This window comes from Rhizobium sp. 05N430 (assembly GCF_056396985.1).
This window is the reverse complement of the sequence record NZ_JBFTMO010000007.1, coordinates 45,861-71,217: the sequence shown is the minus strand read 5'-3', so window position 1 is coordinate 71,217 and position 25,357 is coordinate 45,861. Positions and strand designations below refer to the sequence as shown.

Below are 25,357 nucleotides of genomic sequence, written 5' to 3'. Positions count from 1 at the left end.
CGGGATTTAACCCTGTGTCACATGCGGGTCGCAATTGCATGAGAGTGCGCTTTATGCAAGGCGGTGCATGGAGAAAAGCCCCAATTTCCCGCTCTTTTCATAGGCGCGGCGCGGTTTTTCGGCAGCAGGGTTGACCATCTTCCGGGCCGCATCCTATGTGCTTCAAAGGCGGTCGCGGCCAAGATCGCGCCGCGATGCGGGATGAACGGGGTAATCGATGCCAAATCAGGTCAGCGGTACGAGTCTGAAGCGCCAGGTCTTCTTCTGGCTCGGCGTGCTCGTTTTCTTCATCCTCTTCCTGCTGGTTTTCAGCTCCATCCTGCTGCCGTTCCTGGCGGGCATGGCAATCGCCTATTTCCTTGATCCGGTCGCCGACAGGCTGCAGAAGATCGGCCTCAGCCGCATGATGGCGACGGTCGTCATTCTCGTTTCCTTCGTTCTGGTCATCGTCGTGGCGCTGATGACGCTGATCCCGATCCTGGCCAGCCAGTTCACCGACTTCGCCGGCAAATTCCCGGGCTATATCGATCAGCTGCAGCAGTTCATCACCAATTCGCAGAACTCCCTGCTGCCGGATTGGATCAAGAGCCAGCTCGGCACCATCAAGAACAATTTCTCGGAAATCCTGTCGCAGGGCGTCGGCTTCATGACCGGCCTTTTCGCGCAGATCTGGAGCTCCGGCCTTGCCGTCGTCAACCTGATCTCGCTGCTGATCGTCACGCCCGTCGTCGCCTTCTACATGCTGCTCGACTGGGACCGCATGGTGGCGCAGATCGACCGTTATATCCCGCGCGATTACGTCGCCAACGTCCACCAGATCGCCCGCGAGATCGATCAGGCGATTGCCGGTTTCATCCGCGGGCAGGGCTCGCTCTGCCTGATCCTCGGCATCTATTATGCCGTCGGCCTGTCGTTGGTCGGCCTCAATTTCGGCCTGCTGATCGGCCTCTTCGCCGGGATGATCAGCTTCATTCCTTACGTCGGTTCGATGCTCGGCCTACTAATCGCCGTCGGCGTCGCCATCGTGCAGTTCTGGCCGGATTATATCTGGGTCGGCGCCGTGCTGGCGGTCTTCTTCAGCGGCCAGTTCCTGGAAGGCAATATCCTGCAGCCGAAGCTCGTCGGCCACAGCGTCGGCCTGCATCCGGTCTGGCTGATGTTCGCGCTCTTTGCCTTCGGCGCGCTGTTCGGTTTCGTCGGCCTGCTGATTGCCGTACCGGCCGCCGCTGCCGTCGGCGTTCTTGTCCGCTTCGCGCTGTCGCGCTACCTTGAGAGTGATCTTTACGCGGGTCAGTCGAAGCCATCTGTTATCCGCAAGTCCAAAGCCGACACGAAATGAACGACGTAAAGCGCAAGGCGGGAGAGCAGCTTCCGCTGGTCTTTTCTCATGATACCGCAAGCGGGCGCGACGATCTCCTGATCTCCGACCGGCTGAGTGCCGCGGTCACCATCGTCGATGCCTGGCCGCAATGGCCGTCGCCGGTTGTCATTCTCGCAGGTCCGGTCGGCTCCGGGAAATCGCATCTGGCGACCATCTGGAAAGAGCATAGCAACGCCACCAGCATTCATCCGAAGGCCGGGGCGCAGGCGGCGATCGCGGCCGCCAATGGCCCGGTGCTGTTCGAGGACGTCGATCGCGAAGGCTTCGACGATACCGAGCTCTTCCATGTCATCAACAGCGTGCGCGAAAACGGCCACAGCCTGATGATGACGAGCCGCCTCTGGCCGATGTCCTGGCCGGTGGAGCTTGCCGATCTGCGCTCGCGGTTGAAGGCGGCGACCGTCGTCGAGATCGGCGAGCCCGACGAAGAGTTGCTGTCGCAGGTCATCGTCAAGCTGTTTGCCGACCGCCAGCTTAATATAGATGACAAACTCGTGCTCTATATCGTCAACAGGATGGAACGCTCGCTGAATGCCGCCCAGACGATCGTCGAGCGGCTCGACCGGCTTGCCTGGTCGCGGGGGACCAAGATCACCCGGGCGATGGCGGCTGAAGTATTGAATGAATTGGGAAATTCAGGCCCGCTCGATTGACTGTCACAGTTCCGTCGTGAAACTGATATAATTCGCAGGGACGAATAAACGGGACGGACCGACATATGGACAGTGCAGTTGCCGAGCATCAGGAACCGAAGCCGGAAGCGCCGTCCGCCGTCCCCCCGCTGGAAGAGTTGCTCTCAAGCCCGGAGCGCTTCATCAACCGTGAATTCTCCTGGCTGCAGTTCAATCGCCGCGTCCTTGAAGAAACGCTGAATACCGAGCATCCTCTGCTGGAGCGCGTCCGCTTCCTTTCGATCTCGGCCGCCAACCTCGACGAATTCTTCATGGTCCGGGTTGCAGGCCTGGAGGCGCAGGTCCGCCAGAATATCGCGGTCCGCACGCCCGACGGCAAGACGCCGGCCGAGCAGCTGGACGCCATCCTGCAGGAAATCGACAATCTGCAGATGGAGCAGCAGGCCTCGCTCGCGGTGCTTCAGCAATATCTGGCCCGCGAAGATATCCTGATCGTCCGCCCGGGCGCGCTGAGCGACGTTGATCGCCAGTGGCTGGCGACCGAATTCGAACAGGCGATCTTCCCGGTGCTGACGCCGCTGTCGATCGACCCGGCGCATCCGTTTCCGTTCATTCCGAACCTCGGCTTTTCGATCGGCCTGCAACTGACCAGCAAGCATGGCCGCGAGCCGATGACGGCGCTGCTGCGCCTGCCGCCCGCACTCGACCGCTTCGTCCGCCTGCCCGATGACGGCAACACCATCCGCTACATCACGCTCGAAGACGCCGCGAACATCTTTATCCACCGGCTTTATCCGGGTTATGAGGTGCAGGGTTCGGGTACCTTCCGCATCATCCGCGATAGCGATATCGAAGTCGAGGAAGAAGCCGAAGACCTCGTGCGCTTCTTTGAGACGGCGCTGAAGCGTCGCCGACGCGGCAAGGCGATCCGCATCGAGACCGATTCCGAAATGCCGCCCTCGCTCCGCCAATTCGTCGTCCAGGCGATGGCCGTTCCCGACAATCGCGTCGCCGTTCTTCCCGGTCTCCTGGCGCTGAACACGCTGTCGGAGATCACCAAGGCGCCGCGCGACGATCTCCGTTTTCAACCTTACAACGCCCGATTTCCCGAGCGCGTCCGCGAACATGCCGGTGATTGCTTCGCCGCCATCCGCGAAAAGGACATGGTGGTCCACCATCCCTACGAGTCTTTCGACGTGGTGGTCCAGTTCCTGCTCCAGGCTGCGCGCGATCCTGATGTCCTGGCGATAAAGCAGACGCTTTACCGCACTTCGAACGACAGCCCGATCGTGCGTGCGCTGATCGATGCTGCCGAATCCGGCAAGTCGGTGACGGCGCTGGTCGAGCTCAAGGCGCGTTTCGACGAGGAAGCCAACATCCGCTGGGCCCGCGACCTCGAACGCGCCGGCGTGCAGGTCGTCTTCGGCTTCATCGAGTTGAAGACCCATTCGAAAATGTCGCTGGTCGTACGCCGTGAGGAGGGCAAGCTGCGCAGCTACTGCCATCTCGGCACCGGCAACTATCACCCGATCACCGCGAAAATCTACACCGACCTGTCGTTCTTCACCTGCAATCCCGTCATCGCCCATGATATGGCGAACATCTTCAATTTCATCACCGGCTATGGCGAACCGGAAGAGAGCATGAAGCTCGCGGTCTCGCCCTATACGCTGCGCTCGCGCATCCTTCGCCATATCGACGAAGAGATCATGCACGCCAAGAACGGCGCCCCGGCGGCAATCTGGATGAAGATGAATGCGCTCGTCGACCCTGAAATCATCGACGCGCTCTATACGGCAAGCCATGCCGGCGTCGAGATCGATCTGGTGGTGCGCGGCATCTGCTGCCTGCGTCCGCAGGTTCCGGGTCTGTCGGAAAATATCCGCGTCAAATCGATCGTCGGACGCTTCCTCGAGCACAGCCGCATCTTCTGCTTCGGAAATGGTTATGGCCTGCCGTCGGATAAGGCGCTGGTCTATATCGGCTCGGCCGACATGATGCCGCGCAATCTCGACCGGCGCGTCGAAACGCTGGTGCCGCTCACCAATCCGACTGTGCATGAACAGGTTCTGTCCCAGATCATGCTGGGCAATATCATTGACAATCAGCAAAGCTACGAGATATTGCCCGACGGAACGTCCAGGCGCATGGAGGTGCGCAAGGGCGAGGAGCCGTTCAACGCGCAGCAGTATTTCATGACAAACCCCAGCCTTTCCGGCCGCGGTGAAGCGTTGAAATCCAGTGCGCCCAAGCTGATCGCCGGTCTGCTTTCCGGCCGGACCAAGAGATAACTGGACCTGCATGGTTGAATCAGAAGCCCAGGGGCGCCTGCCAGGCATAGCCCCGGTCTCCGTCGTCGATATCGGATCGAACTCGATCCGCGTGGTGATCTACGAAGGCATGTCCCGCTCGCCGGCGATCCTTTTCAATGAGAAGGTGCTGTGCGGCCTTGGCAAAGGCATCGCGCTGACCGGCAAGATGGATGAGCAGAGCGTCGAACGGGCGCTTGCCGCCCTTCATCGCTTCAAGGCTCTCTCCGATCAGGCGCGTGCGGCGACGATGTACGTGCTGGCGACGGCTGCGGCCCGCGAGGCGTCCAACGGTCCCGATTTCATCCACAAGGCCGAAACCATTCTGAAGCGCAAGGTGCGCGTTCTCTCCGGCGAGGAAGAGGCCCGCTTCTCCGCGCTCGGCATCATCAGCGGCTTCTTCCATCCCGATGGCATAGCCGGCGACCTCGGCGGCGGCTCGCTCGAGCTCATCGATATCAAGGAGCGCGAGATCGGCAAGGGGATCACCCTGCCGCTCGGTGGCCTTCGTCTGTCGGAATATGCGGGAGGCTCGCTCGACAAGGCGCGCGCCTTCGCGCGCAAGCACGTTCGCAGCGCCGGGAAGATCCTCGAAAAGGGAGCAGGTCGGACCTTTTATGCCGTCGGCGGCACATGGCGAAACATCGCCAAGCTGCATATGGAGCTCAGCCAATATCCGCTGCACATGATGCAGGGATACGAGGTGACACTCGAAGGCATGATGCAGTTTCTCGATCAGGTTGAAGTGGCAAGGGACAGCAAGGATCCGGCTTTCCAGGCCGTGTCCAAACACCGCCGCGCGCTTTTGCCCTTCGGCGCTGTAGCGATGAAGGAAGTGCTGAGCGCCATGAAGCCCTCGATCATTTCCTTCTCGGCACAGGGCGTGCGCGAAGGCTATCTCTATTCGCTGCTGTCCGAAGGCGAACGCCGTGCCGATCCGCTGCTGGCTGCTGCCGGCGAACTTGCGATCCTGCGCGCCCGCTCGCCGGAACATGCCCGCGAGCTTGCCGAATGGACTGGGCGGATGATCCCGTCCTTCGGGATTTCGGAGACCGAAGAAGAGGGGCGCTACCGTCAGGCCGCCTGTCTGCTCGCCGATATCAGCTGGCGCGCCCATCCGGATTACCGCGGTCTTCAGGCGCTGAACCTAATCGCCCATTCCTCCTTTGTCGGTATCAGCCATCCGGGCCGAGCCTTCATCGCGCTCACCAATTATTACCGCTTCGAAGGCTTGCATGACGATGGCTCGACCGCGCCGCTGGCAAAGATCGCCGGTCCGCAATTCGTTGAGCGTGCCAAGCTGCTCGGCGGCCTGCTCAGGGTCGTCTATCTGTTCTCGGCATCGATGCCCGGCGTCGTGAAGAACCTGCATTTCCGCAAGTCTTCACAGCCGGATGTCGATATCGAGCTGGTCGTCCCGCACGATTATCACGACTTCACCGGCGAACGCCTCGAAGGCCGCCTGCAGCAGCTGTCGAAGCTGACCAACAAGCGGCTGGCTTTCGTTTTCGAGTAAGTAGCCCCGGTTTTACGCCGCCGCGTTCTGCGGGAAGAGGGCGCGGCGCGTTTCCTCATCCAGCGTATGCTTGAAGCTATGATCCTCTTTCATCGCCAGCGCCCGCTGGACCGCGGGTCGCTCCGACATGTGCTGCATGAAGCGCGCGACGTGCGGATAGTCTTCAAGCCCTCTCTCGCCGAACACGTAACCGGCCGAAGCCGCCCAGCCCCAGAGGGCCATGTCGGCGATCGTGTATTCGTCGCCCGCGAGCCACGGCGATTGCGAAAGTCTGGCATCGAAGACGCGGTAGTGCCGCTCCAGTTCCTTGACGTAGCGGTTCTTCGCATAGGGCAGATCTTCCGGCGCGTAGTGCAGGAAGTGGATCGCCTGTCCCGAGAAGGGCGAGAGGCCGGTCGCCACCAGCTGCAGCCACGACAGCATCGCTGCCTTGCCGCCGATCCCGGCCGGAATGAAGCGGCCATGCTTTTCCGCGAGATACAGCAGGATGGCATGCGAATCGAAGATCGTGACCCCGTCGTCGACGAGAGCGGGAACCTTGGCATTGGGATTGATCTTCAGAAATGCCGGCGCGTGCTGCTCGCCCTTGAAGATATCGACCGGGCGGACGGTGAAGGCAAGGTTCAGTTCTTGCAGCAGAACCGCGACCTTCATCGAGTTCGGTGTCGCATGGAAATAGAAATCAAGCATCAGAAATCCTCATAAGCGCTGATCGCAACCTTCGACGATGGAAGGTTCAGGCTGAAGATGCCGATGCCCGGGACGTCTTACCAATCGATCCGGTGGATCGCACCTAGCGCCGGGATGGATGCCTTCCGGACATTCACATGCCGCCTTTCCGCGAGACGCTCATCACCATCTTGCGCAGCCACATATGGGCGGGATCGGCGCGCATCTTCGGATGCCAGAAAACATTCATGCTGAAGGGGGAGAGCGGGACCGGCGGCTCGAAAAGGTCGAGCGATTGCGCGAAGCGCCGGAGGAACCGCAGCGGCAATGTGCAGATGCAATCGGTGCTGGCGAGCACGAGAGGCGCCATTGCGTAACTCTGAACCGATACCGAAACCTGGCGCTCCCGGCCGATTTCCGCCAGCGCGTTGTCGATCATTCCGGTGAAATGGCCGCCAGTCGTCGAGATCAGTAGGTGATCGAGGCGGCAGAACTCGTCGAGACCAAGCTCTCCCGTGCCGCGCGGATGACCGCGCCGCTGGGCGGTCATGAACTTCTCTTCGAACAATGTGCTTGATATCAGCTCGTTGGAGCCATCCTCTGCGGCCCCGACGAACAGGTCGATCTCGCCCTGTTCCAGCAGCCGGGCAATCCTCGATTTGTCGGGCAGGGTGAAGGCGATCTTCACCTCAGGCGCGTGCGACTTGATGAGCGGAATGAGATCGGGCGCCAGGATTGCCGCCGGATTGTCGGTTGCGGCGATCCGGAAGACGCGCTTGCTCGTCAGGGGATCGAAGAGATGGGCGGTGTTGACGAAGTCCTCGAAGCGCTCCAGCAGCCGCGTCAGTTCCGGCTGAAGGGCGATCGCGTGCGGCGTCGGGGTCATGCCGCGGCCGGAAACGGAGGGAATGAACAGCGGATCGTTCAGCAGGTGCCGCAAGCGGGTCAATCGTGCCGAGAGCGCCGACTGGCTGATATTCAACCGGACCGCCGCATGGGTGACGTTCGGCTCCTTGAGAAGCGCATCGAGCGTCATCAGCAGTCCGGAATCGAAATCGGAAATTCGCTGGCTCAATCGCATGCTCCCTGATCACGGTCATTGCCGTTCAATATAGGAGCGAAACACGTTGTCATAGGTGGATTGCCGTCCGCGTCGCGGGCGAGCCTTCGGCCGGTATCAGGAGACCGGCCGAGACTGTTGTTTCCGGCGAGGATTTCAGGCCTTCACGCTAGAAGTGCGATAGGCCGCAATGGTCAGCCAGATCGCTGACACGAGGAAGTAGAATGCGCCGAAACTTGCATAAGGCGCGATGTCCAGGATGCCAGGCATCTGAGTGCCGAGGGACTGGCTGATCATGAAGCCGCCGGCCAGCGTCGATTGCGCACCACTCAGCACCATCGCCCATTGCGCGCCGTACGAGCGCCAGCGGCGCACGCCGGTGTAGAGCTGCAGCAGCCCCGACAGGATCGCCCAGATGCCGAAGGCTGCGAGAACTGCGTGATTGTCCTTCATCACCGCGAGAATGACCACGATTGTCATGACGGTGCTGGCGGCGACGTTGAGGCTTTGGGACGGGTTTACCTTGAGACCGCCATTGGCTCTGGCATCGACCAGATTGGCAGCGGCATCCCAGGCCGGATAGATGACGAGCAGGATAGCCGCGATGGCGGGATGCGCACCAAGGGCAACGGCTGCGGCCACCCAGGCAATCGAGAATATTGCGCGGGCGAAATAGTAGGACCGCAGCCAGGTGGTCTGCGATGAGGATTGAACTTGCATGTCAGGCTCCCTATTTTTGTGTCTACCAACTAATAGGTAGGCAAACTTGCGGAGTCAATGGTTTTGATGTTTTTCTCGATACGGGTGGGCGGCTTGACATTTTTGCCTACCAAAAGGTAGGTCATGATTATGGAGCAATCGACCTCAGAAAAAATCCTCGATATCGCGCAATCCCGCATTATCGCCGGCGGCTATAATGGCTTCAGCTATGCGGATATTTCGGATGCGATCGGTATTCGGAAGGCGAGCATCCATCACCACTTCCCGACAAAGGCCGAACTCGTTTCCGCCCTTGTCGGCCGCTATACAGGGCAGGTGAAGTCCGGCCTCGGAGGAGTGCTCGAGCAGATCCCGCAGCCTGCGGCACAGCTGGATGCCTATGTCGGCCATTGGCAGAAATGCATCGCCGATGCCTCGCTGCCATTCTGCATGTGCGCCATGCTGGCAAGCGAGATCCAGATGCTTCCTCCCGATGTCGCATCGCTGGTTCGCGGCCATTTCGAATATCTCGCCAGATGGCTGGAGACGGTTCTCGAAGCCGGGGCTAGGCAGGATGCATTTCGCCTCAGCGCTTCGCCGGAAGCCCATGCACAGATATTCATGGCTTCGGTTCACGGGGCCATGCTCTCCGCCCGGGCGTTGGACAAGCCTGAACTCTTCGCCGCGGTCATCGGCCCGCAGGTCGCTGCGCTGAAAGCGTAATTCATTGTCCGGAAATCCGGACAGCCCGTTCGGATTGTCTGCGGTTATCGCTTCGGTCCGCTTGCCCTATCTCTCGTGTTATTCAAACGGAGATAGACCATGTCCAATCTTGAAAAGTCCGGCACATACGCTCTCGGCCACCGCAAGGTGAAGCGGCTCGGCTACGGCGCCATGCAGCTCGCAGGCAAGGGCGTCTTCGGCCCGCCGAAGGATCGCGCCGAGGCGGTTGCCGTGTTGCGCGAAGCCGTCGAAAGCGGCGTCGATCACATCGATACCAGCGATTTCTATGGCCCCCACGTCACCAACCAGATCATCAAGGAAGCCTTGTATCCGTATCGGGACGATCTCGTCATCGTCACCAAGATCGGCGCGACGCGTGGCGCCGATGCCTCTTGGAACCCGGCCTTCTCGAAAGAAGCGCTGACGCAGGCGGTCCATGACAATCTGAAGAACCTTGGTCGCGATGTCATCGAAGTGGTCAACCTTCGTGCGATGTTCGACGTTCACGGTCCGGCGGAAGGCTCGCTGGAGGAACCGCTGACCGTTCTGGCCGATCTCCAGCGCCAAGGCCTCGTCAAGCATGTCGGGCTTTCCAACGTGACCGCCAGGCAGATTGCCGACGGTAGGAAGATCACCGAGATCGTCTGCGTTCAGAACCAGTATAATCTCGCCCATCGTGAAGACGATGCGCTGATCGCGCAGCTGGCCGCCGAGCGCACGGCCTATGTGCCGTTCTTCCCGCTCGGCGGCTTCTCGCCGCTGCAGTCGTCGACGCTTTCGGAGGTTGCCGGTGAACTCGGCGCAACGCCATTGCAGGTGGCGCTCGCGTGGCTGCTACAGCGATCGCCGAACATCCTGCTGATCCCCGGCACATCGTCGCGCGGCCATCTCCGCGAAAACCTTGCGGTCGCCGATATCGTTCTGCCCACTGATGCTGTGAAGAAGCTCGACGGCATCGGAGCCGCCAAGGGCGCATAATGCATAAAATAAGGGCGCCCGGCTTTCACCGGGCGCCCTCATCGTATCTCGGGACCCGAATTACTTCGCGTTCAGGAACTCGCCCACTTCGAGCAGGCTGAATTCGTTGTTGTCAGCCTTGTCGACGGCGCGGCCGGCCGAGAAGGGCAGGTTGTTGTCGTTGCCGATGATGATGTGGGTGTCATCGACGCGATCGACATTCTCGATCGTCACGAACGGCATGTCGTAGACGCCGTCCTTGCTGCCGGCCTTCTTCTTGTTGTCGGGGTCCTTGATATTGAGCAGATCGATATAGCCGATCTTGCGGACCGCCTTGCCAACATTGGCGTCGTTGAACTCGATCTTGTAGACGCGCTTCAGCTCTGCAGGCGCCTCGAAGCAATCCGGCTTCGGCTGCTTCGGATCGGCGCAAGCCTTGTCCTTGGTGCCGGCGCCATTGTCGCGCTCGATGACCAGAGCGGTCGTCTCGTCCAGCATGTTGAAGTCGCCGATCGAGGCGCCCTTGTCTTCGAACGGATAGAACCAGCTGCGGCCGGTCCACTTCTTCGAGGCGACGTCGAATTCGATGACACGGATCGCGGTATGGCCATCGACCGTTTCCATCTTGCCGTCGTCCTGGAAGAGCGCGCCTTCGAGCAGGCCGTAGAGCTTGGCTCCATCCTTCGACATCGCAAGTCCCTCGAAGCCGCCGGAGCGCTTCAGGTTGAAGACCGGGTTCTTGCCGACAGGTGTACCCGGCAGCTGGATCAGCGCGTTGTCAGGCGAGATCACCGGCTTGCCATCGACGGTGGTCGGGATGACGTCGGTGAGCGCGCCCTTGGCATCGAACTTCAGCAGATAGGGACCGAACTCGTCGCCGATCCAGAAACCGTCGGCCACCGGCTGGACGGATTCGATGTCGAAATCGGCGCCGGTCAGATAACGGGTGTCCGAGCCTTCCATGACGATCGGGAAAGGGGCGATCTTGTTCGGATCGGAAAGGAAGAGGTTCTTGACGACCTCGGCCTTGTTGGAGGCCCAGTCGAACGTCATTTGGTGCAGGAAGAGCATCGAGTCGGAAGACGTGAACTTGGAGCCGAAGCCGTTGTCGGACAGCGTCCAGAAAGTGCCGTCGGCCATCGTCTTGATACCGGAGAAGCCCTGGATCGGCTGACCGTCGAACGGCAGCTTGAGATCGGTGACGCGGGCGCCATCCTTGCCCGGTACGGTGCCAAGCGCTTCGGTGCGCTTGCGGTCAACAGTCGTGAATTTGCCGGAACGCTTCAGGAATTCGGGCGCATCGGCAGGAGCGGGTGTCATCGTGTTGGCAGGCAGGATCGCCTGGCCTGCGAGCGTGGCGGTAAATTCCTGCTGGTCGGCCGAAGCGGACGTGGCGATCAGAAGCAATAGGGAAACGGAAGCGAAAAGAGCTTTCTTCATGGAGACCCCCAAAAAATGAAGTGGCGGTCTCGATTAGCAGCCGATCTATGTCGCCGAGTTGACTGTTGAGTGAAGCTTTGGTGACTGCGCCGAAAGCGGGATGGCTTGCGCCAGCGCCATGACGCCGAGGCCTTGGCCGCGGCCCTTGAGGGCATGGATGCCCAGATCCTCGGCATTGACGAAATCCGGCAGCGTTATGCGGCCGGCGAGTTCGCTGGAGATGAGGATCGGCCGGTTCAGCGCCTTGCAGAGCGACTCCAGCCGCGACGTGGTGTTCACCGTATCGCCGAAATAGGTGATCTTGTGATGATCGATGCCGATCTCGGCGGTGATGACGAAGCCGCCATGCAGGGCGGCGCGCAACCGCGGAACCTGCCCGTAGCGCTTCAGCCAGCCCTCCGCTTCGTCTTCGATGGCGTTCAGGATATCGAAGACGCAACGTACGCAGCGGCCGTTCTTCATGCCGCGGGCAAGCGGCCAGGTGATGATCGCGGCATCGCCGACATAATCGTCGATCGTGCCCCGGTTGCGCCGGACGGGCTCTGCAAAGGCGGCAAACAGCGAGTTCAGCATCTGCTGGGCGCGCAGGTCGCCGTGCTTCTCGGCAAAGGGCGTCGAATCCACCAGGTCGATGAACAGGAAGATGCGTTCTTCGCTCACAGGGTTTCGGTAGCGGCCGGTCAGCATCGCAAGGAAGACGTCGCGGCCGAGCAGTTCGCGGACACGCACGACGAAGATCACCGCGGCGCAGACGACGAGCGCATACATGAAGACGTTGAACGGCAGGACGATCGCCTCGACCCAGGATGTCGACGGGATGGCGCCGATGCCGCGCAGGAAAAGCCCGGCAACGGCAAAGCCGAGGCTCATCAGGATTTCATAGATGAACAGCTGCGCCAGGAAATAGGTCAGCGTCGGCAGCCGCTGGATCCGGCGTGAGAGGCCACGCAGGATCGCCTTGCGCTCGAAGGCGAGGATCGGCATGCCGATGAACAGTGCGAAGGTTGCCCCGATGAACGGCCTGCTGTCGCCATAGAACAGCACGTCGTAGAGAACGCCGCTGCCGGCCATGACAATCGAAAGCAGGAGCCAGTTCTGTACCGGTGATATTTCTCGCATCAGCGCTATCGCCTTGATTTGCCGTATAGTGTCCGGCCATGTAGGTGGCCGGTCAAGGCATTTCAAAGGCAAGAACCCTCAGAGAGGGACGGTATCCACCTTCCGGCCGGCAAAACGCAGCGCGATCTCGCCCTTGATCAGCTGCAGCGCAGGCTCGCCGAACAGCTCCCGGCGCCAGCCATGCAGAGCCGAAACCTCGGCTTTTTCGCCTTCGGCAGCGATCTTGTCGAGATCCTCGCTATTGGCGATGACCTTTGGCGCGACGCCATGTTTTTCGGAGATCAGCTTCAAGAGGACCTTGAGCAGCTCGACGGCAGCCGCAGCGCCTTCCGGTGCCTGGGTGTGGCGCGGCACATGCGGCATGTCGGCCTTCGGCAGCGCCAGCGCCTCGTTGACGGCTTCGAGGACAGCGGCGCCGGACGAGGAGCGCTCCCAGCCCTTCGGGATGGTCCGCAGGCGCCCGAGTGCTTCGGTATCCTTGGGCTGCTGCTGGGCGATCTCGTAGATCGCGTCGTCCTTCAGCACGCGCGAGCGCGGCACGTTGCGGGCGCGGGCCTCGCGTTCGCGCCAGGCGGCGACATATTTCAGGATCGCCAGTTCCTGCGGCTTGCGCAGGCGCATCTTCAGGCGCTGCCAAGCGTCGTCAGGATGCATGTCGTAGGTTTCACGCGCCTCGAGCACATCCATCTCTTCCGAAAGCCAGGAGGAGCGGCCTTCGCGCTCCAGTTCGTCCTTCAGATAGAGATAGGCGTCGCGCAGATGCGTGACGTCGGCCAGCGCATAATCCAGCTGCTTTTCGGAAAGCGGGCGGCGGCTCCAGTCGGTGAAGCGCGAAGACTTGTCGATCTGCACACCCTTGGTGCGGCTGACGAGCTGGTCGTAGGAAACGCTGTCGCCGAAGCCGCAGACCATGGCTGCAACCTGCGTGTCGAAGATCGGATGCGGGATCAGCCCGCCGCGGTTGAAAATGATTTCGATATCCTGCCGCGCGGCGTGAAACACCTTCAGAACCTTGGTGTCCGCCATCAGCTCGAAGAACGGCGTCAGGTCGATGCCCTTGGCCAAAGGATCGACGATGACTTCGGTCGTCGGGCTCGCCATCTGGATCAGGCAGAGCTCCGGCCAGAAGGTGGTTTCACGCAGAAACTCGGTGTCGATCGTGATGAAGTCGGACTTGGCCAGCTCTTTGCAGGCGGCCGCCAATTCGGCGGTTGTTTCGATCATATCAATTCATTCACAAGGAAAAAGGACGTTTAACCTTCCTTCTCCTTTCGAAGTGATATGTCAATACGTTGAAGGCGCTGCTTGCCGTACGGATGTGGGCTATTCGCCGGGATGAGGCTTCTCGTTGTGTTTGCGATCGCCTCTGGTCGCGAGGAACACGGTCAAGCCGAGCACAAGGCCACCTACCGGCACGATCAACATATTCAGAAATTGATCAATGGTCATGGCGAAAGGCCTTTCAGAGTTCTCCGTGCAAGGAAATGTAGTGCGCCGGAAGCTCCCAAGCAAATCACGACTACGAGGTTGCCTACGGACAGCAAACTGCTGGTGTTATTCAGACTAGCGATTGCGGGTGCAAATGAGCCAACGGCGAAAACCGCGATCGCAACGCCATTTATGTAAGTAGCGGTCAGTTTGGTCCGCTCATTGTGGACAAGGCTCATGGTGCAGACTGTTCCAATATGGATGTCACGCATTTTTATACAATCTAAGCGTTCATTACGCAATCACCTCAAACGACCCTGACATAGCTCGTCATGCCGGTCTTCTGGTGCTCGATGATATGGCAATGGAGCAGCCAGTCGCCCGGGTTGTCGGCGACGAAGGCGAGTTGCACTTTCTCGTCGGGCTGGATCAGATAGGTGTCGGAGACGACGGGCATCACCTCGCGCGTCGACGACGAGATCACCTTGAAGCTCATGCCGTGCAGATGGATCGGGTGCAGGTGAGGGGTGACGTTTTCGAGCTGGAAGATGTAGCTCTTGCCCTGCTTGAGTTCGGCGAGCGGCGCTGTCGGATCCGGCGTGTCTCCGGGCCACGGAACCTTGTTGATCGCCCAGAAACTGTAGCCGAGCGTGCCGCAGATGCTGTCGGCGGGCGCATTCTCTGCCGTGGCGCTGAGCAGCAGCGGGATCTTTTCGGCGGACGAGAGATCGGCCTCCGGCACGGGATTGGCAGCAAGCGCCCCAAGATCTCCGGCGTTCCGCTTCAGCGATTGTCCGGTGGCGCGCAGGCTTGCAAGCGTCTTCGGGTTCGTGCCGCGAATGTCCTCGAGCGTGGCGATGCCACCTTCGCTGTCAGGCATGCGAACCGCGAGATCCAGCCGCTGGCCGGGGCCGATCTGCAGTAGTTCGAGCGGAAAACGCTTCGGCACCGGATTGCCGTCGATGGCGACGACGGTCGCCTCGGCGCCCTCCATCTTCAGCGAATAGATGCGGGTGACGTCAGTGATGGCGATGCGCAGGCGCACGAGACCGCCTGACGGCGCATCATATTGCGGCTCCTGGTGCCAGTTGGCGGTGCGCACCGTGCCGTAGGTGCCGGTCTTGGCCGCATCGCGCGGCCGGAACGGGGCAATGAACTGCCCGTCGCCGCCAAGCCGCCAGTCGCGCAGATTGAGCACCACTTCGGCGTCGAAGACCGGATCGGCCGGATCTTCGACGACGATGACGCCGGTCATCCCATGGCCCATCTGGGTCAGCGTGTTGCAATGCGGGTGATACCAGAAGGTTCCGGCATCCGGCGGTGTGAAGTTATAGTCGAAGCTGTCGTTCGTATAGACATAAGGCTGCGTCATGAACGGTACGCCGTCCATCCGGTTGTCGATCCGCAGGCCGTGCCAGTGGATCGTCGTCGGCTCGTCGAGCGTATTCGTCAGCTTAGCCGCATAGGGCTTGCCGCGGGCCATGCGCAGCACCGGCGGCATGCCCTGGTCGCCCCAGGTCATGATGTCCTTAGTCGGCCCGAACTCGGTCAGCGCCGCCTGCGTCTTCACCGCCTTCAGCACCTGCGACTCGGGTGCGGCCTCGGCAAAGCCGAATTTGCCGGCGACCCCGATGCCCACGCCATAGGCGCCTGCGACTGCGGAAGCTTTCAGAAGGTTACGGCGGGTGAGGAGAGGCATGGAACGCTCCGGCGGCAGGGATGCGCCATCTTTAAAGTTGACTGGCGGTTTCATCAATAAGCAAGTGCCAGCCAAACTGCCGCAGCCGCCACCACAATAAACCGGCGTCTAACCGGCGCGAATGTCCGCCAAGCCTTGACAAATCAGACCGTCCATGCGCTTTTCCGCCCGATTTTCTTGTCGGCGCTTGAGGGTGGAATTTGCCCTTGCAGCCGTCTCAGCAGATACCGGGAATTGAGATTATGCATCGCTACCGCAGCCACACCTGTGCCGCCCTCCGCAAGTCGGACGTCGGCTCGACCGTCCGGATTTCCGGCTGGGTTCACCGCGTTCGTGACCATGGCGGCGTGCTCTTCATCGACCTTCGCGATCACTACGGCATCACCCAGGTCGTCGCCGATCCGGATTCTCCGGCCTTCAAGACCGCCGAAATCGTGCGTGGTGAGTGGGTCATCCGTATCGATGGTCTCGTGAAGGCCCGCACGGAAGATACCGTCAACAAGACCATGGCGACCGGCGAGATCGAACTCTACGCCCAGGAGATCGAAGTCCTGGCGATTGCCAAGGAACTGCCGCTCCCGGTCTTCGGCGAGCCTGATTATCCTGAAGACGTTCGCCTCAAGTACCGCTTCCTCGACCTGCGCCGCGACACGCTGCACAAGAACATCGTCAAGCGCACGCAGATCATCTCGGATATCCGCAACCGCATGGCCTCGGCCGGCTTCGGCGAATACACGACGCCGATCCTGACGGCTTCTTCGCCGGAAGGCGCGCGCGACTTCCTCGTTCCGAGCCGCATCCATCCCGGCCAGTTCTTCGCTCTGCCGCAGGCGCCGCAGCAGTACAAGCAGCTGCTGATGGTTGCCGGTTTCGACCGCTACTTCCAGATCGCGCCGTGCTTCCGCGACGAAGATCCGCGTGCCGACCGTCTGCCGGGCGAATTCTACCAGCTCGACGTCGAAATGAGCTTCGTCACCCAGGAAGACGTCTGGGATACGATGGCCCCGATCGTCACCAACGTGTTCGAGCAGTTCGCCGAAGGCAAGCCGGTCACCAAGGAATGGCCGCGCATCCCCTACGACCTCGCGATCCGCAAATACGGCTCCGACAAGCCGGACCTGCGCAACCCGATCGAGATGCAGGCCGTCACCGAACATTTCGCCGGCTCCGGCTTCAAGGTTTTCGCCGGCATGATCGCCGCAAACCCGAAGGTCGAAGTCTGGGCAATCCCGGCTAAGACAGGCGGCTCGCGCGCATTCTGCGACCGCATGAATGCCTGGGCGCAGTCGTTGGGACAGCCGGGCCTCGGCTACATCTTCTGGAAGGAAGAGGACGGCAAGGTCGGCGGCTCCGGCCCGCTCGCCAAGAACATCGGCGAAGAGCGTACTGAAGCCCTTCGCGTTCAGCTCGGACTTGAGGCAGGCGACGCCGCCTTCTTCGTCGCTGGCGAACCTGCCAAGTTCTACAAGTTCGCAGGCGAAGCCCGCACCAAGGCCGGTGAAGACCTGAACCTCGTCGATCGCGACCGCTTCGAGCTGTGCTGGATCATCGACTTCCCGTTCTACGAATGGAGCGAGGAGGACAAGAAGGTCGACTTCGCGCACAACCCCTTCTCGATGCCGCAGGGCGGTCTCGAGGCGCTGCAGACCAAGGAGCCGCTGTCGCTCAAGGCCTACCAGTACGACGCCGTCTGCAACGGCTTCGAAATCGCTTCGGGGTCGATCCGTAACCAGTCTCCGGAAGCCATGGTCAAGGCCTTCGAACTGGTCGGCCTCAGCCAGACAGATGTCGAAGAGCGCTTCGGTGGCATGTACCGCGCCTTCCAGTACGGCGCGCCTCCGCATGGCGGCTGCGCATTCGGCATCGACCGCATCGTCATGCTGCTGCTCGGCGCCAAGAACCTGCGCGAGATCACGCTGTTCCCGATGAACCAGCAGGCACAAGATCTTCTGATGAACGCGCCGTCGCCGGCAACGCCGAAGCAGCTCATGGAACTGTCGCTGCGCGTCATGCCGCAGCCGAAGAAGGACTGAGCCTAGCTCCTTCACTCATTTCGAAGAGCCGCCTTCGTCACGCGAAGGCGGCTCTTTCTTTTTTGAGGGTTCTGGCGGCAAAGAAAAACCCGGCCGCTGAACGGCCGGGTCATCAGAATGCAGGCCGGATTTGCCTGATCTTACTGGTTCGCGTTGATCTTCACGCCGAGAACGTTGGGCAGCGTGTTCGGAGCGCCCATGGCGGCACCCATGATCGTCGGGAACGGCACGGCCTGCGCTGGTGCCGCGCTGACGACGAAGCTCTTCGGGTCGTCGAGATAAGTGTTCACGGCTGCCGAAATGGCGTTCTGCAGTTCGGGAACGTTGAGCTGCGCAACGGCCAGCGGTGCCATGGCCTTCAGCGCGTCGCCCATCTGCTTGCCGGTCATGTTCTGCTTGGAACCGGCATAGTCGAGCGCACGCTTGGTGATCGAAGCGTCGTCGAAGCGGATTTCGGCGCTGTTGAAGGACAGCTGCTGCAGCAGGCCGAGCATGGCAAGGCCGAGGGCCTGCTGGGCTTCTTCCTTGTTCGGGTTGGCTTCGGAGGCCTTGGCGGCTTCCTGCAGCGACTTCATGAAGGCGGGCGTGTAGCCTGAAATCTTGAAGGCAAGGTTCAGGCGGCCGACATTGGTGACGTCGAAGGCGAACTCGGAAATGTCGATCGTGCCGGGAGCCAGATCCCAGGCGCCCTTCATGGTGATGTCGCCATTGACATGCTCGAGCGCGAGCTTCTCGATCGCTTCCTTTGACTGCGGGTCAGGAGCGTTGCTGAGATCGGCCTTCATGCTCTTGAAGGCGCCGTCGAAGTCGAAGCCGGACTCGTCTTCGCGAACCGTCAGGTTCATGTCGGTCTCGGCCAGCGAGAACACGTCCTTGCCGTCCTTGGTGACCTTGAACGGGCCGGTATGCGCCGTCTCATAGAGTAGCATGGAATCGATGCCGTCGCCCGTCGCATCAGCCGGGATGGAGATGCCGCCGAGTTTCATATCGCTGGCGCTGACGGTCGCACCGTCTTCGGTGACGTTGATGTCGGGGAAGGTCGCTTCTTCGATATAGTAGCCGCCGTCCTCGTCTTCCTCGACACCTGTCAGCGTGATGTCGCCGATCTTCAGCGCTTCGCCGGCGGCAGGCTTGAAGCCGGCATTCTTCAGCGTCACCGTCGTGTCGTTGACATCGACGCCATCGGCAACGATCGTGCCGCCCTGCGCGATATAGGCAGCGTTCAGCTTTTTCAGCAGATCCTGGCCGTCGAGGGCGAACGCGCTGGTGGCGAGTGACAGGAATGCTGCGCCGGAAAGCATAAGCCGGGTGGTCCGGTAAAATGTCATGACGAAATCCTCTGGTGGCGGTTAGGGCTAGTCTATTGCGAGGTCGAGGCGCGTTATATTTGTGCGAACTCTAAATTTTAGTTGATACGCAAAGCAAACGAAGTCCAAATGACGTGGCGATGCTTGATGGCCACATGATGTCATTCTGGCACGTCATCCACAGGCGCAAGCCCCCCGATTCCTTGCCGTGGAGAGCCTTCTAGGCTAGGCAAGGCCTATGGGACAAGAGATTTTGCCGCCTTCCGGCGGGGACGACGACAGCATTCTTCCGGTTGACCTCAAGGCCGCGCTCGAAGAGCGTTACTTGGCCTATGCGCTGTCGACCATCATGCACCGCGCTCTTCCTGATGTGCGCGACGGCCTGAAGCCGGTGCACCGGCGCATCATCCACGCGATGAGCGAGATGGGCATCCGCCCCAACGCCGCCTTCAAGAAATGCGCCCGTATCGTCGGTGACGTCATCGGTAAGTTCCACCCGCATGGCGACCAGTCGGTTTATGACGCGCTGGTGCGCCTGGCGCAGGACTTCTCGCAGCGCTATCCGCTGGTGGACGGGCAGGGGAACTTCGGCAATATCGACGGCGACAATGCGGCTGCCTATCGTTACACCGAAGCTCGCATGACCGAGGTCACCGCGCTGCTGCTCGACGGTATCGAACAGGACGCCGTCGATTTCCGCCTGACCTATAATGAGGAAGACGAGGAACCGACGGTTCTGCCGGGTTCCTTCCCGAACCTGCTCGCCAACGGCTCGTCCGGCATCGCCGTCGGCATGGCGACCTCCATTCCCTCGCATAATGCGCACGAACTCTGCGATGCCGCGCTGCATCTGATCAAGCATCCGGATGCCACGGTCGAGACGCTGGTCGAGTCCTTCATTCCCGGGCCCGACTTCCCGACCGGCGGCATCATCATCGATAGCCGCGCCAGCATCATCGAGGCCTACAAGACCGGCCGCGGCGGTTTCCGCACGCGCGCCAAGTGGGAGACCGAGGATCTCGGGCGCGGCGGCTACCAGATCGTCGTCACCGAAATCCCCTTCCAGGTTCAGAAGTCGCGCCTGATCGAAAAGATCGCCGAGCTCTTGATCGCCCGCAAGCTGCCGCTGCTGGAAGATATCCGCGACGAGTCCGCCGAAGACGTACGCGTCGTTCTGGTGCCGAAGAACCGCACCGTCGATCCGACGATCCTGATGGAATCGATGTTCAAGCTGACGGAGCTCGAAAGCCGCTTCCCGCTGAACATGAACGTGCTGTCGATGGGCCGCGTTCCGCGCGTCATGGCGTTGAACGAAGTGCTGAAGGAATGGCTGGATCACCGCCGCGACGTGCTGCAGCGCCGCTCGCGCTTCCGCCTTGCCGCCATCGAACGGCGCATTGAAATCCTCGGCGGTCTGTTGATCGCCTACCTGAATATCGATGAAGTCATCCGCATCATTCGCGAGGAAGACGAGCCGAAGCCGGTGATGATCGCCCGCTGGGACCTGACGGACAATCAGGTTGAGGCGATCCTCAACATGCGGCTGCGCTCGCTGCGCAAGCTCGAGGAATTCGAGATCCGCAAGGAGTTCGACGAACTGACCGCCGAGAAGGCCGGCATCGAAGCGCTGCTCGCCTCCGACGAGAAACAGTGGCAGACGGTTGCCTGGGAAATCGGCGAGTTGAAGAAGAAATTCGCCAAGGCGACCGAGCTCGGCCGCCGCCGCACCCAGTTCGCCGATGCGCCTGAGGCCGATGAAGATGCCATCCAGCAGGCGATGATCGAGAAGGAACCGATCACCGTCGTCGTCTCCGAAAAGGGCTGGATCCGCGCTCTGAAGGGCCATATCTCCGATACCGCGTCGCTGACCTTCAAGGAAGGCGATGCGCTGAAGGTCGCATTCCCGGCGCAGACGACCGACAAGATCCTGATCGTCACCACCGGCGGCAAAGCCTTCACGCTGGGCGGCGACAAGCTGCCAGGCGGCCGTGGCCATGGCGAACCACTGCGCATCATGATCGACATGGACAACGATCAGGACGTGCTGACCGCCTTCGTTCACGATCCCGCCCGCAAACAGCTGATCGTCTCGACGGCCGGCAACGGCTTCGTCGTTGCGGAAGCGGAAATGGCTGCCAATACCCGCAAGGGCAAGCAGATCATGAACGTCTCGATGCCCGATGAGACCAAGCTCTTGGTTCCCGTTAGTGGCGACCACGTGGCCGTCGTCGGCGAAAACCGCAAGCTGCTGGTCTTCCCGCTGGCGCAGATCCCCGAAATGGGCCGCGGCAAGGGCGTGCGCCTGCAGCGCTACAAGGATGGCGGCATCTCCGATGTCCGCTGCTTCGCGATCGATGCCGGCCTCTCCTGGGAAGACAGTGCAGGCCGCATGTTCAACAAGAACAAGGACGAGCTTGCCGAATGGTTGGCCGACCGCGCCACGGCCGGACGCACCGTCCCGAAGGGCTTCCCGCGTAGCGGCAAATTCGCCGGTTGACACCGGTAACATTTTGGCGAGCCGCTCTTGGCGAGCGGTTTGCCTCCTCTATCTCAGTCCTGTCACCAAAAAACTGGGAACGGCTCCATTCCGAAGGCGGACGGAATGGCCCCGCAGAGAACCTGCGGCGTGCATTGGGCCTGTCACACGGAGGAAAATCGATGTCCGCAGAGAAGATCAAACTCACCGTTACGCATACCTATAGAGCGCCGCCGTCGGTGGTCTATGATTCCTGGCTCAATCCGGCGATAGCCAGGCGCTTCCTCTTCGCCACCGATGATGGCCATGTCATTCGTGCCGAAATCGACGCACATGTCGGCGGACGCTTCCTCGTCGTCGACCGCCGCCCGACCGGCGATGCCTGCCACAGCGGCATCTTCCTGGAACTGCACCGCCCGAAACGCATGGTCTTCAGCTTCTCCGTCGAAGATCACGACCATTGCACCGACCGCGTCCAGATCGATTTCGAACAGCTGGGCAGCGGCTGCCGCCTGACGCTGACGCACGAAATGTGCTCGGAATGGGCAGCCCACGAAGAAAAGACCCGTCAGGGCTGGGCGCATGTGATGGAAGGTCTGGAACGGGAAGTCGACCAGGTCGACCGGCTAGCGAGCTAGCGGTACACTTAAATCACGGAGGAAGCGGGCGGCGCCGTCTTCTCCCACGTCACCCGCCGCGACGCTCATGACGAACTCATAGAGCCTCGCGTCACTCGTTTCGAGCTCGAAGCCATTCTTTAGAAGGAACACGCCGCAAGCAACGATGGCAATTCTCTTATTGCCATCGAAAAATGCGTGATTTCTGGCCAAGCCGAAAAGATAGGCTGCGGCGAGCTCAATGACGTCTTCGCAACCGTAGTGCGCCTTCTGAAGCGGTCTGGCGATGGCCGATTCCAGCAGACCTTCGTCACGCAGGCCCTCAAGACCGCCGAAGCGCTGGATTTGCATACGGTGAAGCTCTTCGACCGCCTTCCGGCTTAGAAACTTGAACGCCATTACTCGGCAAGCTTCTTCAAGGCGTTTTTGTATTTTTCCATAAAATGACGCGCAGCCTCAAGATCCTCGGAGATATCTTCCGCCACGGGCTCCATAGTCAGACGGCCATTCTCTGCGCGTAACTGCATGGCGTCACCAGCTTTGACACCAAGCCCGTCAAGCATTTCCTTCGGAATGATAATGCCTTCCGAATTGCCGATCTTGCGAATGGTTACGTTCATCATCGAAATCCTCTGTGATAACGACGTTATAACACCTGGTAAGGCAGCCTTCAATCAGGCTTCTGTTCCAAAGCTCGCCGCCTGCCGCTGCGCGTCAATGAGAGAGAGGAGGGGCTGCTTAATCCGTGCCGCCCTCGGCAAGCACCGATGGATCGAAACGCTCCCATCCGCGCGGCGTCAGATGTTCCTGTGGCTGGAAGCGGGTCTTGTAATCCATCTTCCGCGATCCCTGGACCCAGTAACCGAGATAGACATGTGGAAGGCCGAGCGCCTTCGTGCGCTTCACATGGTCGAGGATCATGTAGGTGCCGAGCGAGCGGCGGTCGTAGTCGGGGTTGAAGTAGGAGTAGACCATCGACAGGCCGTCGCTCATCGTATCCGTCAATGCAGCCGCGATCAGCTCGCCGCGCGGCCGGCTCTCGAGGCCGGAGCCTTCCTCCCGCTTGCGGTATTCGATGATGCGCGTGTTGACGTGGGTGTCCTCCACCATGATCGCATAGTCGAGCACAGTCATGTCAGACATGCCGCCCTGCTGGTGGCGATAGTCGAGATAGCGGCGGAACAGCGAATATTGCTCGCTGGACGGCTGGGCCGGAAATTCGGTGGCGATCAGATCGCTGTTGTTGCCCATCACCCGCGTCATCGATTTCGTCGGCTGGAATTCCTGCGCCAGGATGCGCACGGAGACGCAGGCGCGACAGGCTTCGCAGGCCGGGCGGTAGGCGATGTTCTGGGAGCGGCGGAAACCGCCTTGCGTCAGGATGTCGTTCATCTCGGCCGCACGCGGGCCGACCAGATGCGTAAAGACCTTGCGCTCCATCTCCTGCGGCAGATACGGGCATGCAGCCGGTGCCGTCAGATAAAACTGAGGGGATGGCGTGGTCTGCGTATTCATCTGACGCGGATGGTTCCTTCGGTGACCGTCAATCTTGACAGCATGACTTAAGAATAAAAAACGTCAACAGCGCGGCCGGTTTCTCCGCGCTATCATTTTGTCGTAGATATTTGATATGGCGCCCCGAACTGGCACGCAAAGGCCAGCCGGGGACTTTATTTCCGTAATCAGTTGGTGCGCACCGTCACGGTACCGACCAGGAAGTCGTGAATCATCCGGCTGCGTTCGGTGAAAAGGCCGACCAGAAGAATCAGCGGCGTCAGCACCGAGTTCAGAATCCAGAACAGCGCCAGGTGAACGATCGCCGTCAGGAAATCGAGCGGACGCCCGTCGACGCGCATCATCTGGATGCCCATCGCCCGCATGCCGAGCGACGCTTGCGAGGGGCCGCCGACCGTCAGGCCGAAATAGATGCCCGCCACCAGGACGAAGAGCGCCGGATAGAGGAAGAAGCCGAGGCCGAGCGTCACGATCGACAGGAAAAACAGCACGACCGCTGCCGGAATGCACAGCAGCAGCACGATGATGTAATCCAGGATGAACGCAAAGACCCGCCGGCTGAGCGTCCCGCTATAGGCGCGCCAGTCGTCCGGTGCGGCGTAGGCGGGATTGGGGTTCAGGCTCATCGAGGTCTCCTTTGAAAAACGATGCCACTGATATGGTGTCGGCGGCTGGAGATGCAATGATGCGCGATTTTCAGCCTTTGGCGAGCTTGCGCGCGACCTCGATCGCGAAATAGGTCAGGATCCCGTCGCAGCCGGCGCGCTTGAAGGCGAGCAGCGTCTCCATCATTGCCCGGTCGCCATCGATCCAGCCGTTCGCCGCCGCCGCCTTGATCTGCGAATATTCGCCCGACACCTGATAGGCGAAGGTCGGCAGGCCGAAGGCTTCCTTCATCCGCCAGCAGATGTCGAGATAGGGCAGGCCGGGCTTGACCATCAGCATGTCGGCGCCTTCCTCGACGTCGAGTGCCGCATCGCGGATCGCCTCGGTGCCATTGGCGGGGTCGATATAATAGGTCTTCTTGTCGCCTTTCAGCAGGCCGCCGGTCGAGATCGCCTCGCGGTAGGGGCCGTAGAAGGCGGAGGCGAATTTCGTCGCATAGCTCATGATGCCGACATTCTGGTGGCCAGCCGCATCCAGCGCGTAGCGGATGGCGCCGATGCGTCCGTCCATCATTTCGGAGGGCGAGATGATGTCGGAACCGGCATCGGCCTGCATCACCGCTGCACGCGCCACCTGATCGACCGTCTCGTCGTTGACGATCTCGCCATCGCGCAGAATGCCGTCATGGCCATGGCTGGTGAACGGGTCGAGCGCCACATCGGTGATCACGCCGATAGTGGGCACATGCTTCTTCAGCGCGATCGTCGCCTGGTTGATCAGATTGTTGACCTCGAGGCTGTTCGAGCCGGTGGCGTCGCGCAGCTCCATCTCGATATTCGGGAAGGTGGCGATCGCGGGAACGCCGAGATCGGCCGCTTCTCTGGCGGCTTCCACCAGCTTGTCGACGCTCATCCGGTTGACACCCGGCATTGCCGGGATCGGCTCGACGATGCCGCTGCCGGGCACGACGAAGACCGGCCAGATCAGATCGTCCACCGTCAGCCGGTTTTCCTGCACCAGGCGGCGCGTCCAGTCGGCCTTGCGGTTGCGGCGCATGCGGCGGTGTCCGGTGATGTCGTCGACGAGGTGGGTCTTGTCCTGCATTGTCTTGTCCCTGGCCATTCCATTTGCTGGCGCGCTCATTATCATGCCATCTTCGAAATCCAAACCG

Annotated in this window: 23 protein-coding genes; 9 read left to right on the top strand and 14 right to left on the bottom strand. The window is 60.9% G+C overall.

The window, feature by feature from the left end:
• Positions 1-217: 217 nt before the first annotated feature.
• From AC1DJO_RS16170 to ppx, 4 genes are all read left to right on the top strand, one after another.
• Complete coding sequence (locus AC1DJO_RS16170) at positions 218-1,339, top strand: AI-2E family transporter (RefSeq protein WP_112517043.1); 1,122 nt, start codon at positions 218-220, stop codon at positions 1,337-1,339.
• Entirely contained in the window at positions 1,336-2,034 is a 699-nt protein-coding gene (gene hdaA, locus AC1DJO_RS16165; protein WP_477949782.1) for a DnaA regulatory inactivator HdaA, read from the top strand. Before AC1DJO_RS16170 ends, hdaA begins: the two co-directional genes overlap by 4 nt.
• A 65-nt stretch (positions 2,035-2,099) precedes the next feature.
• On the top strand, positions 2,100-4,304 hold the full coding sequence (locus AC1DJO_RS16160) for an RNA degradosome polyphosphate kinase (RefSeq protein WP_477971715.1): 2,205 nt from the start codon (positions 2,100-2,102) through the stop codon (positions 4,302-4,304).
• A 10-nt stretch (positions 4,305-4,314) separates the two neighbouring features.
• A complete protein-coding gene (ppx, locus tag AC1DJO_RS16155; RefSeq protein ID WP_112517040.1) occupies positions 4,315-5,838 on the top strand; it encodes an exopolyphosphatase in 1,524 nt (507 codons plus the stop codon).
• Between the two features lie 12 nt (positions 5,839-5,850).
• Here ppx and AC1DJO_RS16150 read toward each other — a convergent pair whose 3' ends face one another.
• The 3 genes from AC1DJO_RS16150 to AC1DJO_RS16140 all read right to left on the bottom strand — a co-directional run bounded on the left by AC1DJO_RS16150 (position 5,851) and on the right by AC1DJO_RS16140 (position 8,287).
• Positions 5,851-6,528: a glutathione S-transferase family protein gene (locus AC1DJO_RS16150; RefSeq protein WP_477971713.1), complete on the bottom strand. Its 678-nt coding sequence runs from the start codon at positions 6,526-6,528 to the stop codon at positions 5,851-5,853.
• Between the two features lie 133 nt (positions 6,529-6,661).
• The gene (locus tag AC1DJO_RS16145) at positions 6,662-7,588 is read right to left on the bottom strand and encodes a LysR family transcriptional regulator (RefSeq protein WP_477971711.1); all 927 of its coding nucleotides are present in this window, start codon (positions 7,586-7,588) and stop codon (positions 6,662-6,664) included.
• A 135-nt stretch (positions 7,589-7,723) separates the two neighbouring features.
• The gene (locus AC1DJO_RS16140; RefSeq protein WP_477971709.1) at positions 7,724-8,287 is read right to left on the bottom strand and encodes a DUF308 domain-containing protein; all 564 of its coding nucleotides are present in this window, start codon (positions 8,285-8,287) and stop codon (positions 7,724-7,726) included.
• Between the two features lie 129 nt (positions 8,288-8,416).
• Between AC1DJO_RS16140 and AC1DJO_RS16135 the strand changes: the two genes are divergently transcribed.
• Positions 8,417-8,989 carry a TetR/AcrR family transcriptional regulator gene (locus tag AC1DJO_RS16135; protein WP_477971707.1) on the top strand — a complete coding sequence of 191 codons (573 nt, stop codon included), beginning with the start codon at positions 8,417-8,419 and terminating at the stop codon, positions 8,987-8,989.
• 99 nt (positions 8,990-9,088) lie between these two features.
• Positions 9,089-9,967, top strand: a complete 879-nt coding sequence (locus AC1DJO_RS16130) for an aldo/keto reductase family oxidoreductase (RefSeq protein ID WP_477971705.1) — start codon at positions 9,089-9,091, stop codon at positions 9,965-9,967.
• 60 nt (positions 9,968-10,027) lie between these two features.
• On the opposite strand, the gene AC1DJO_RS16125 is transcribed toward AC1DJO_RS16130, so the two are convergent.
• The 5 genes from AC1DJO_RS16125 to AC1DJO_RS16105 all read right to left on the bottom strand — a co-directional run bounded on the left by AC1DJO_RS16125 (position 10,028) and on the right by AC1DJO_RS16105 (position 15,632).
• The gene (locus AC1DJO_RS16125; RefSeq protein ID WP_477971703.1) at positions 10,028-11,386 is read right to left on the bottom strand and encodes an esterase-like activity of phytase family protein; all 1,359 of its coding nucleotides are present in this window, start codon (positions 11,384-11,386) and stop codon (positions 10,028-10,030) included.
• A gap of 45 nt (positions 11,387-11,431) precedes the next feature.
• Entirely contained in the window at positions 11,432-12,505 is a 1,074-nt protein-coding gene (locus AC1DJO_RS16120; RefSeq protein ID WP_477971701.1) for an adenylate/guanylate cyclase domain-containing protein, read from the bottom strand.
• A 78-nt stretch (positions 12,506-12,583) separates the two neighbouring features.
• Entirely contained in the window at positions 12,584-13,729 is a 1,146-nt protein-coding gene (gene rnd / locus AC1DJO_RS16115) for a ribonuclease D (protein ID WP_477971699.1), read from the bottom strand.
• Positions 13,730-13,828: 99 nt separating this feature from the next.
• A complete protein-coding gene (locus AC1DJO_RS16110) occupies positions 13,829-13,954 on the bottom strand; it encodes a hypothetical protein (RefSeq protein WP_310298238.1) in 126 nt (41 codons plus the stop codon).
• A 286-nt stretch (positions 13,955-14,240) separates the two neighbouring features.
• A complete protein-coding gene (locus AC1DJO_RS16105) occupies positions 14,241-15,632 on the bottom strand; it encodes a multicopper oxidase family protein (RefSeq protein WP_477971697.1) in 1,392 nt (463 codons plus the stop codon).
• Between the two features lie 242 nt (positions 15,633-15,874).
• On the opposite strand from AC1DJO_RS16105, the gene aspS reads away from it, so the two are divergent.
• A complete protein-coding gene (aspS, locus tag AC1DJO_RS16100; protein ID WP_477971695.1) occupies positions 15,875-17,665 on the top strand; it encodes an aspartate--tRNA ligase in 1,791 nt (596 codons plus the stop codon).
• 140 nt (positions 17,666-17,805) lie between these two features.
• Here aspS and AC1DJO_RS16095 read toward each other — a convergent pair whose 3' ends face one another.
• On the bottom strand, positions 17,806-18,993 hold the full coding sequence (locus tag AC1DJO_RS16095) for a hypothetical protein (protein WP_112389581.1): 1,188 nt from the start codon (positions 18,991-18,993) through the stop codon (positions 17,806-17,808).
• Between the two features lie 217 nt (positions 18,994-19,210).
• Between AC1DJO_RS16095 and parC the strand changes: the two genes are divergently transcribed.
• Both parC and AC1DJO_RS16085 read left to right on the top strand, forming a co-directional pair.
• Positions 19,211-21,469 carry a DNA topoisomerase IV subunit A gene (gene parC, locus AC1DJO_RS16090; protein ID WP_477971692.1) on the top strand — a complete coding sequence of 753 codons (2,259 nt, stop codon included), beginning with the start codon at positions 19,211-19,213 and terminating at the stop codon, positions 21,467-21,469.
• Positions 21,470-21,630: 161 nt separating this feature from the next.
• Positions 21,631-22,086: an SRPBCC family protein gene (locus AC1DJO_RS16085; protein WP_112389583.1), complete on the top strand. Its 456-nt coding sequence runs from the start codon at positions 21,631-21,633 to the stop codon at positions 22,084-22,086.
• Here the strand turns inward: AC1DJO_RS16085 and AC1DJO_RS16080 are convergent.
• From AC1DJO_RS16080 to hemB, 5 genes are all read right to left on the bottom strand, one after another.
• Entirely contained in the window at positions 22,075-22,464 is a 390-nt protein-coding gene (locus tag AC1DJO_RS16080; protein ID WP_477971690.1) for a type II toxin-antitoxin system death-on-curing family toxin, read from the bottom strand. The genes AC1DJO_RS16085 and AC1DJO_RS16080 overlap by 12 nt on opposite strands.
• Complete coding sequence (locus AC1DJO_RS16075) at positions 22,464-22,685, bottom strand: AbrB/MazE/SpoVT family DNA-binding domain-containing protein (protein WP_112517335.1); 222 nt, start codon at positions 22,683-22,685, stop codon at positions 22,464-22,466. Before AC1DJO_RS16075 ends, AC1DJO_RS16080 begins: the two co-directional genes overlap by 1 nt.
• A gap of 118 nt (positions 22,686-22,803) precedes the next feature.
• A complete protein-coding gene (locus AC1DJO_RS16070; RefSeq protein WP_477949768.1) occupies positions 22,804-23,580 on the bottom strand; it encodes an arginyltransferase in 777 nt (258 codons plus the stop codon).
• Between the two features lie 167 nt (positions 23,581-23,747).
• Positions 23,748-24,206 carry an RDD family protein gene (locus AC1DJO_RS16065; RefSeq protein WP_477971688.1) on the bottom strand — a complete coding sequence of 153 codons (459 nt, stop codon included), beginning with the start codon at positions 24,204-24,206 and terminating at the stop codon, positions 23,748-23,750.
• Between the two features lie 70 nt (positions 24,207-24,276).
• Positions 24,277-25,290 (bottom strand): porphobilinogen synthase, encoded by a 1,014-nt coding sequence (gene hemB / locus AC1DJO_RS16060; RefSeq protein WP_477971686.1) that lies wholly within the window; start codon positions 25,288-25,290, stop codon positions 24,277-24,279.
• Between the last annotated feature and the right edge of the window lie 67 nt (positions 25,291-25,357).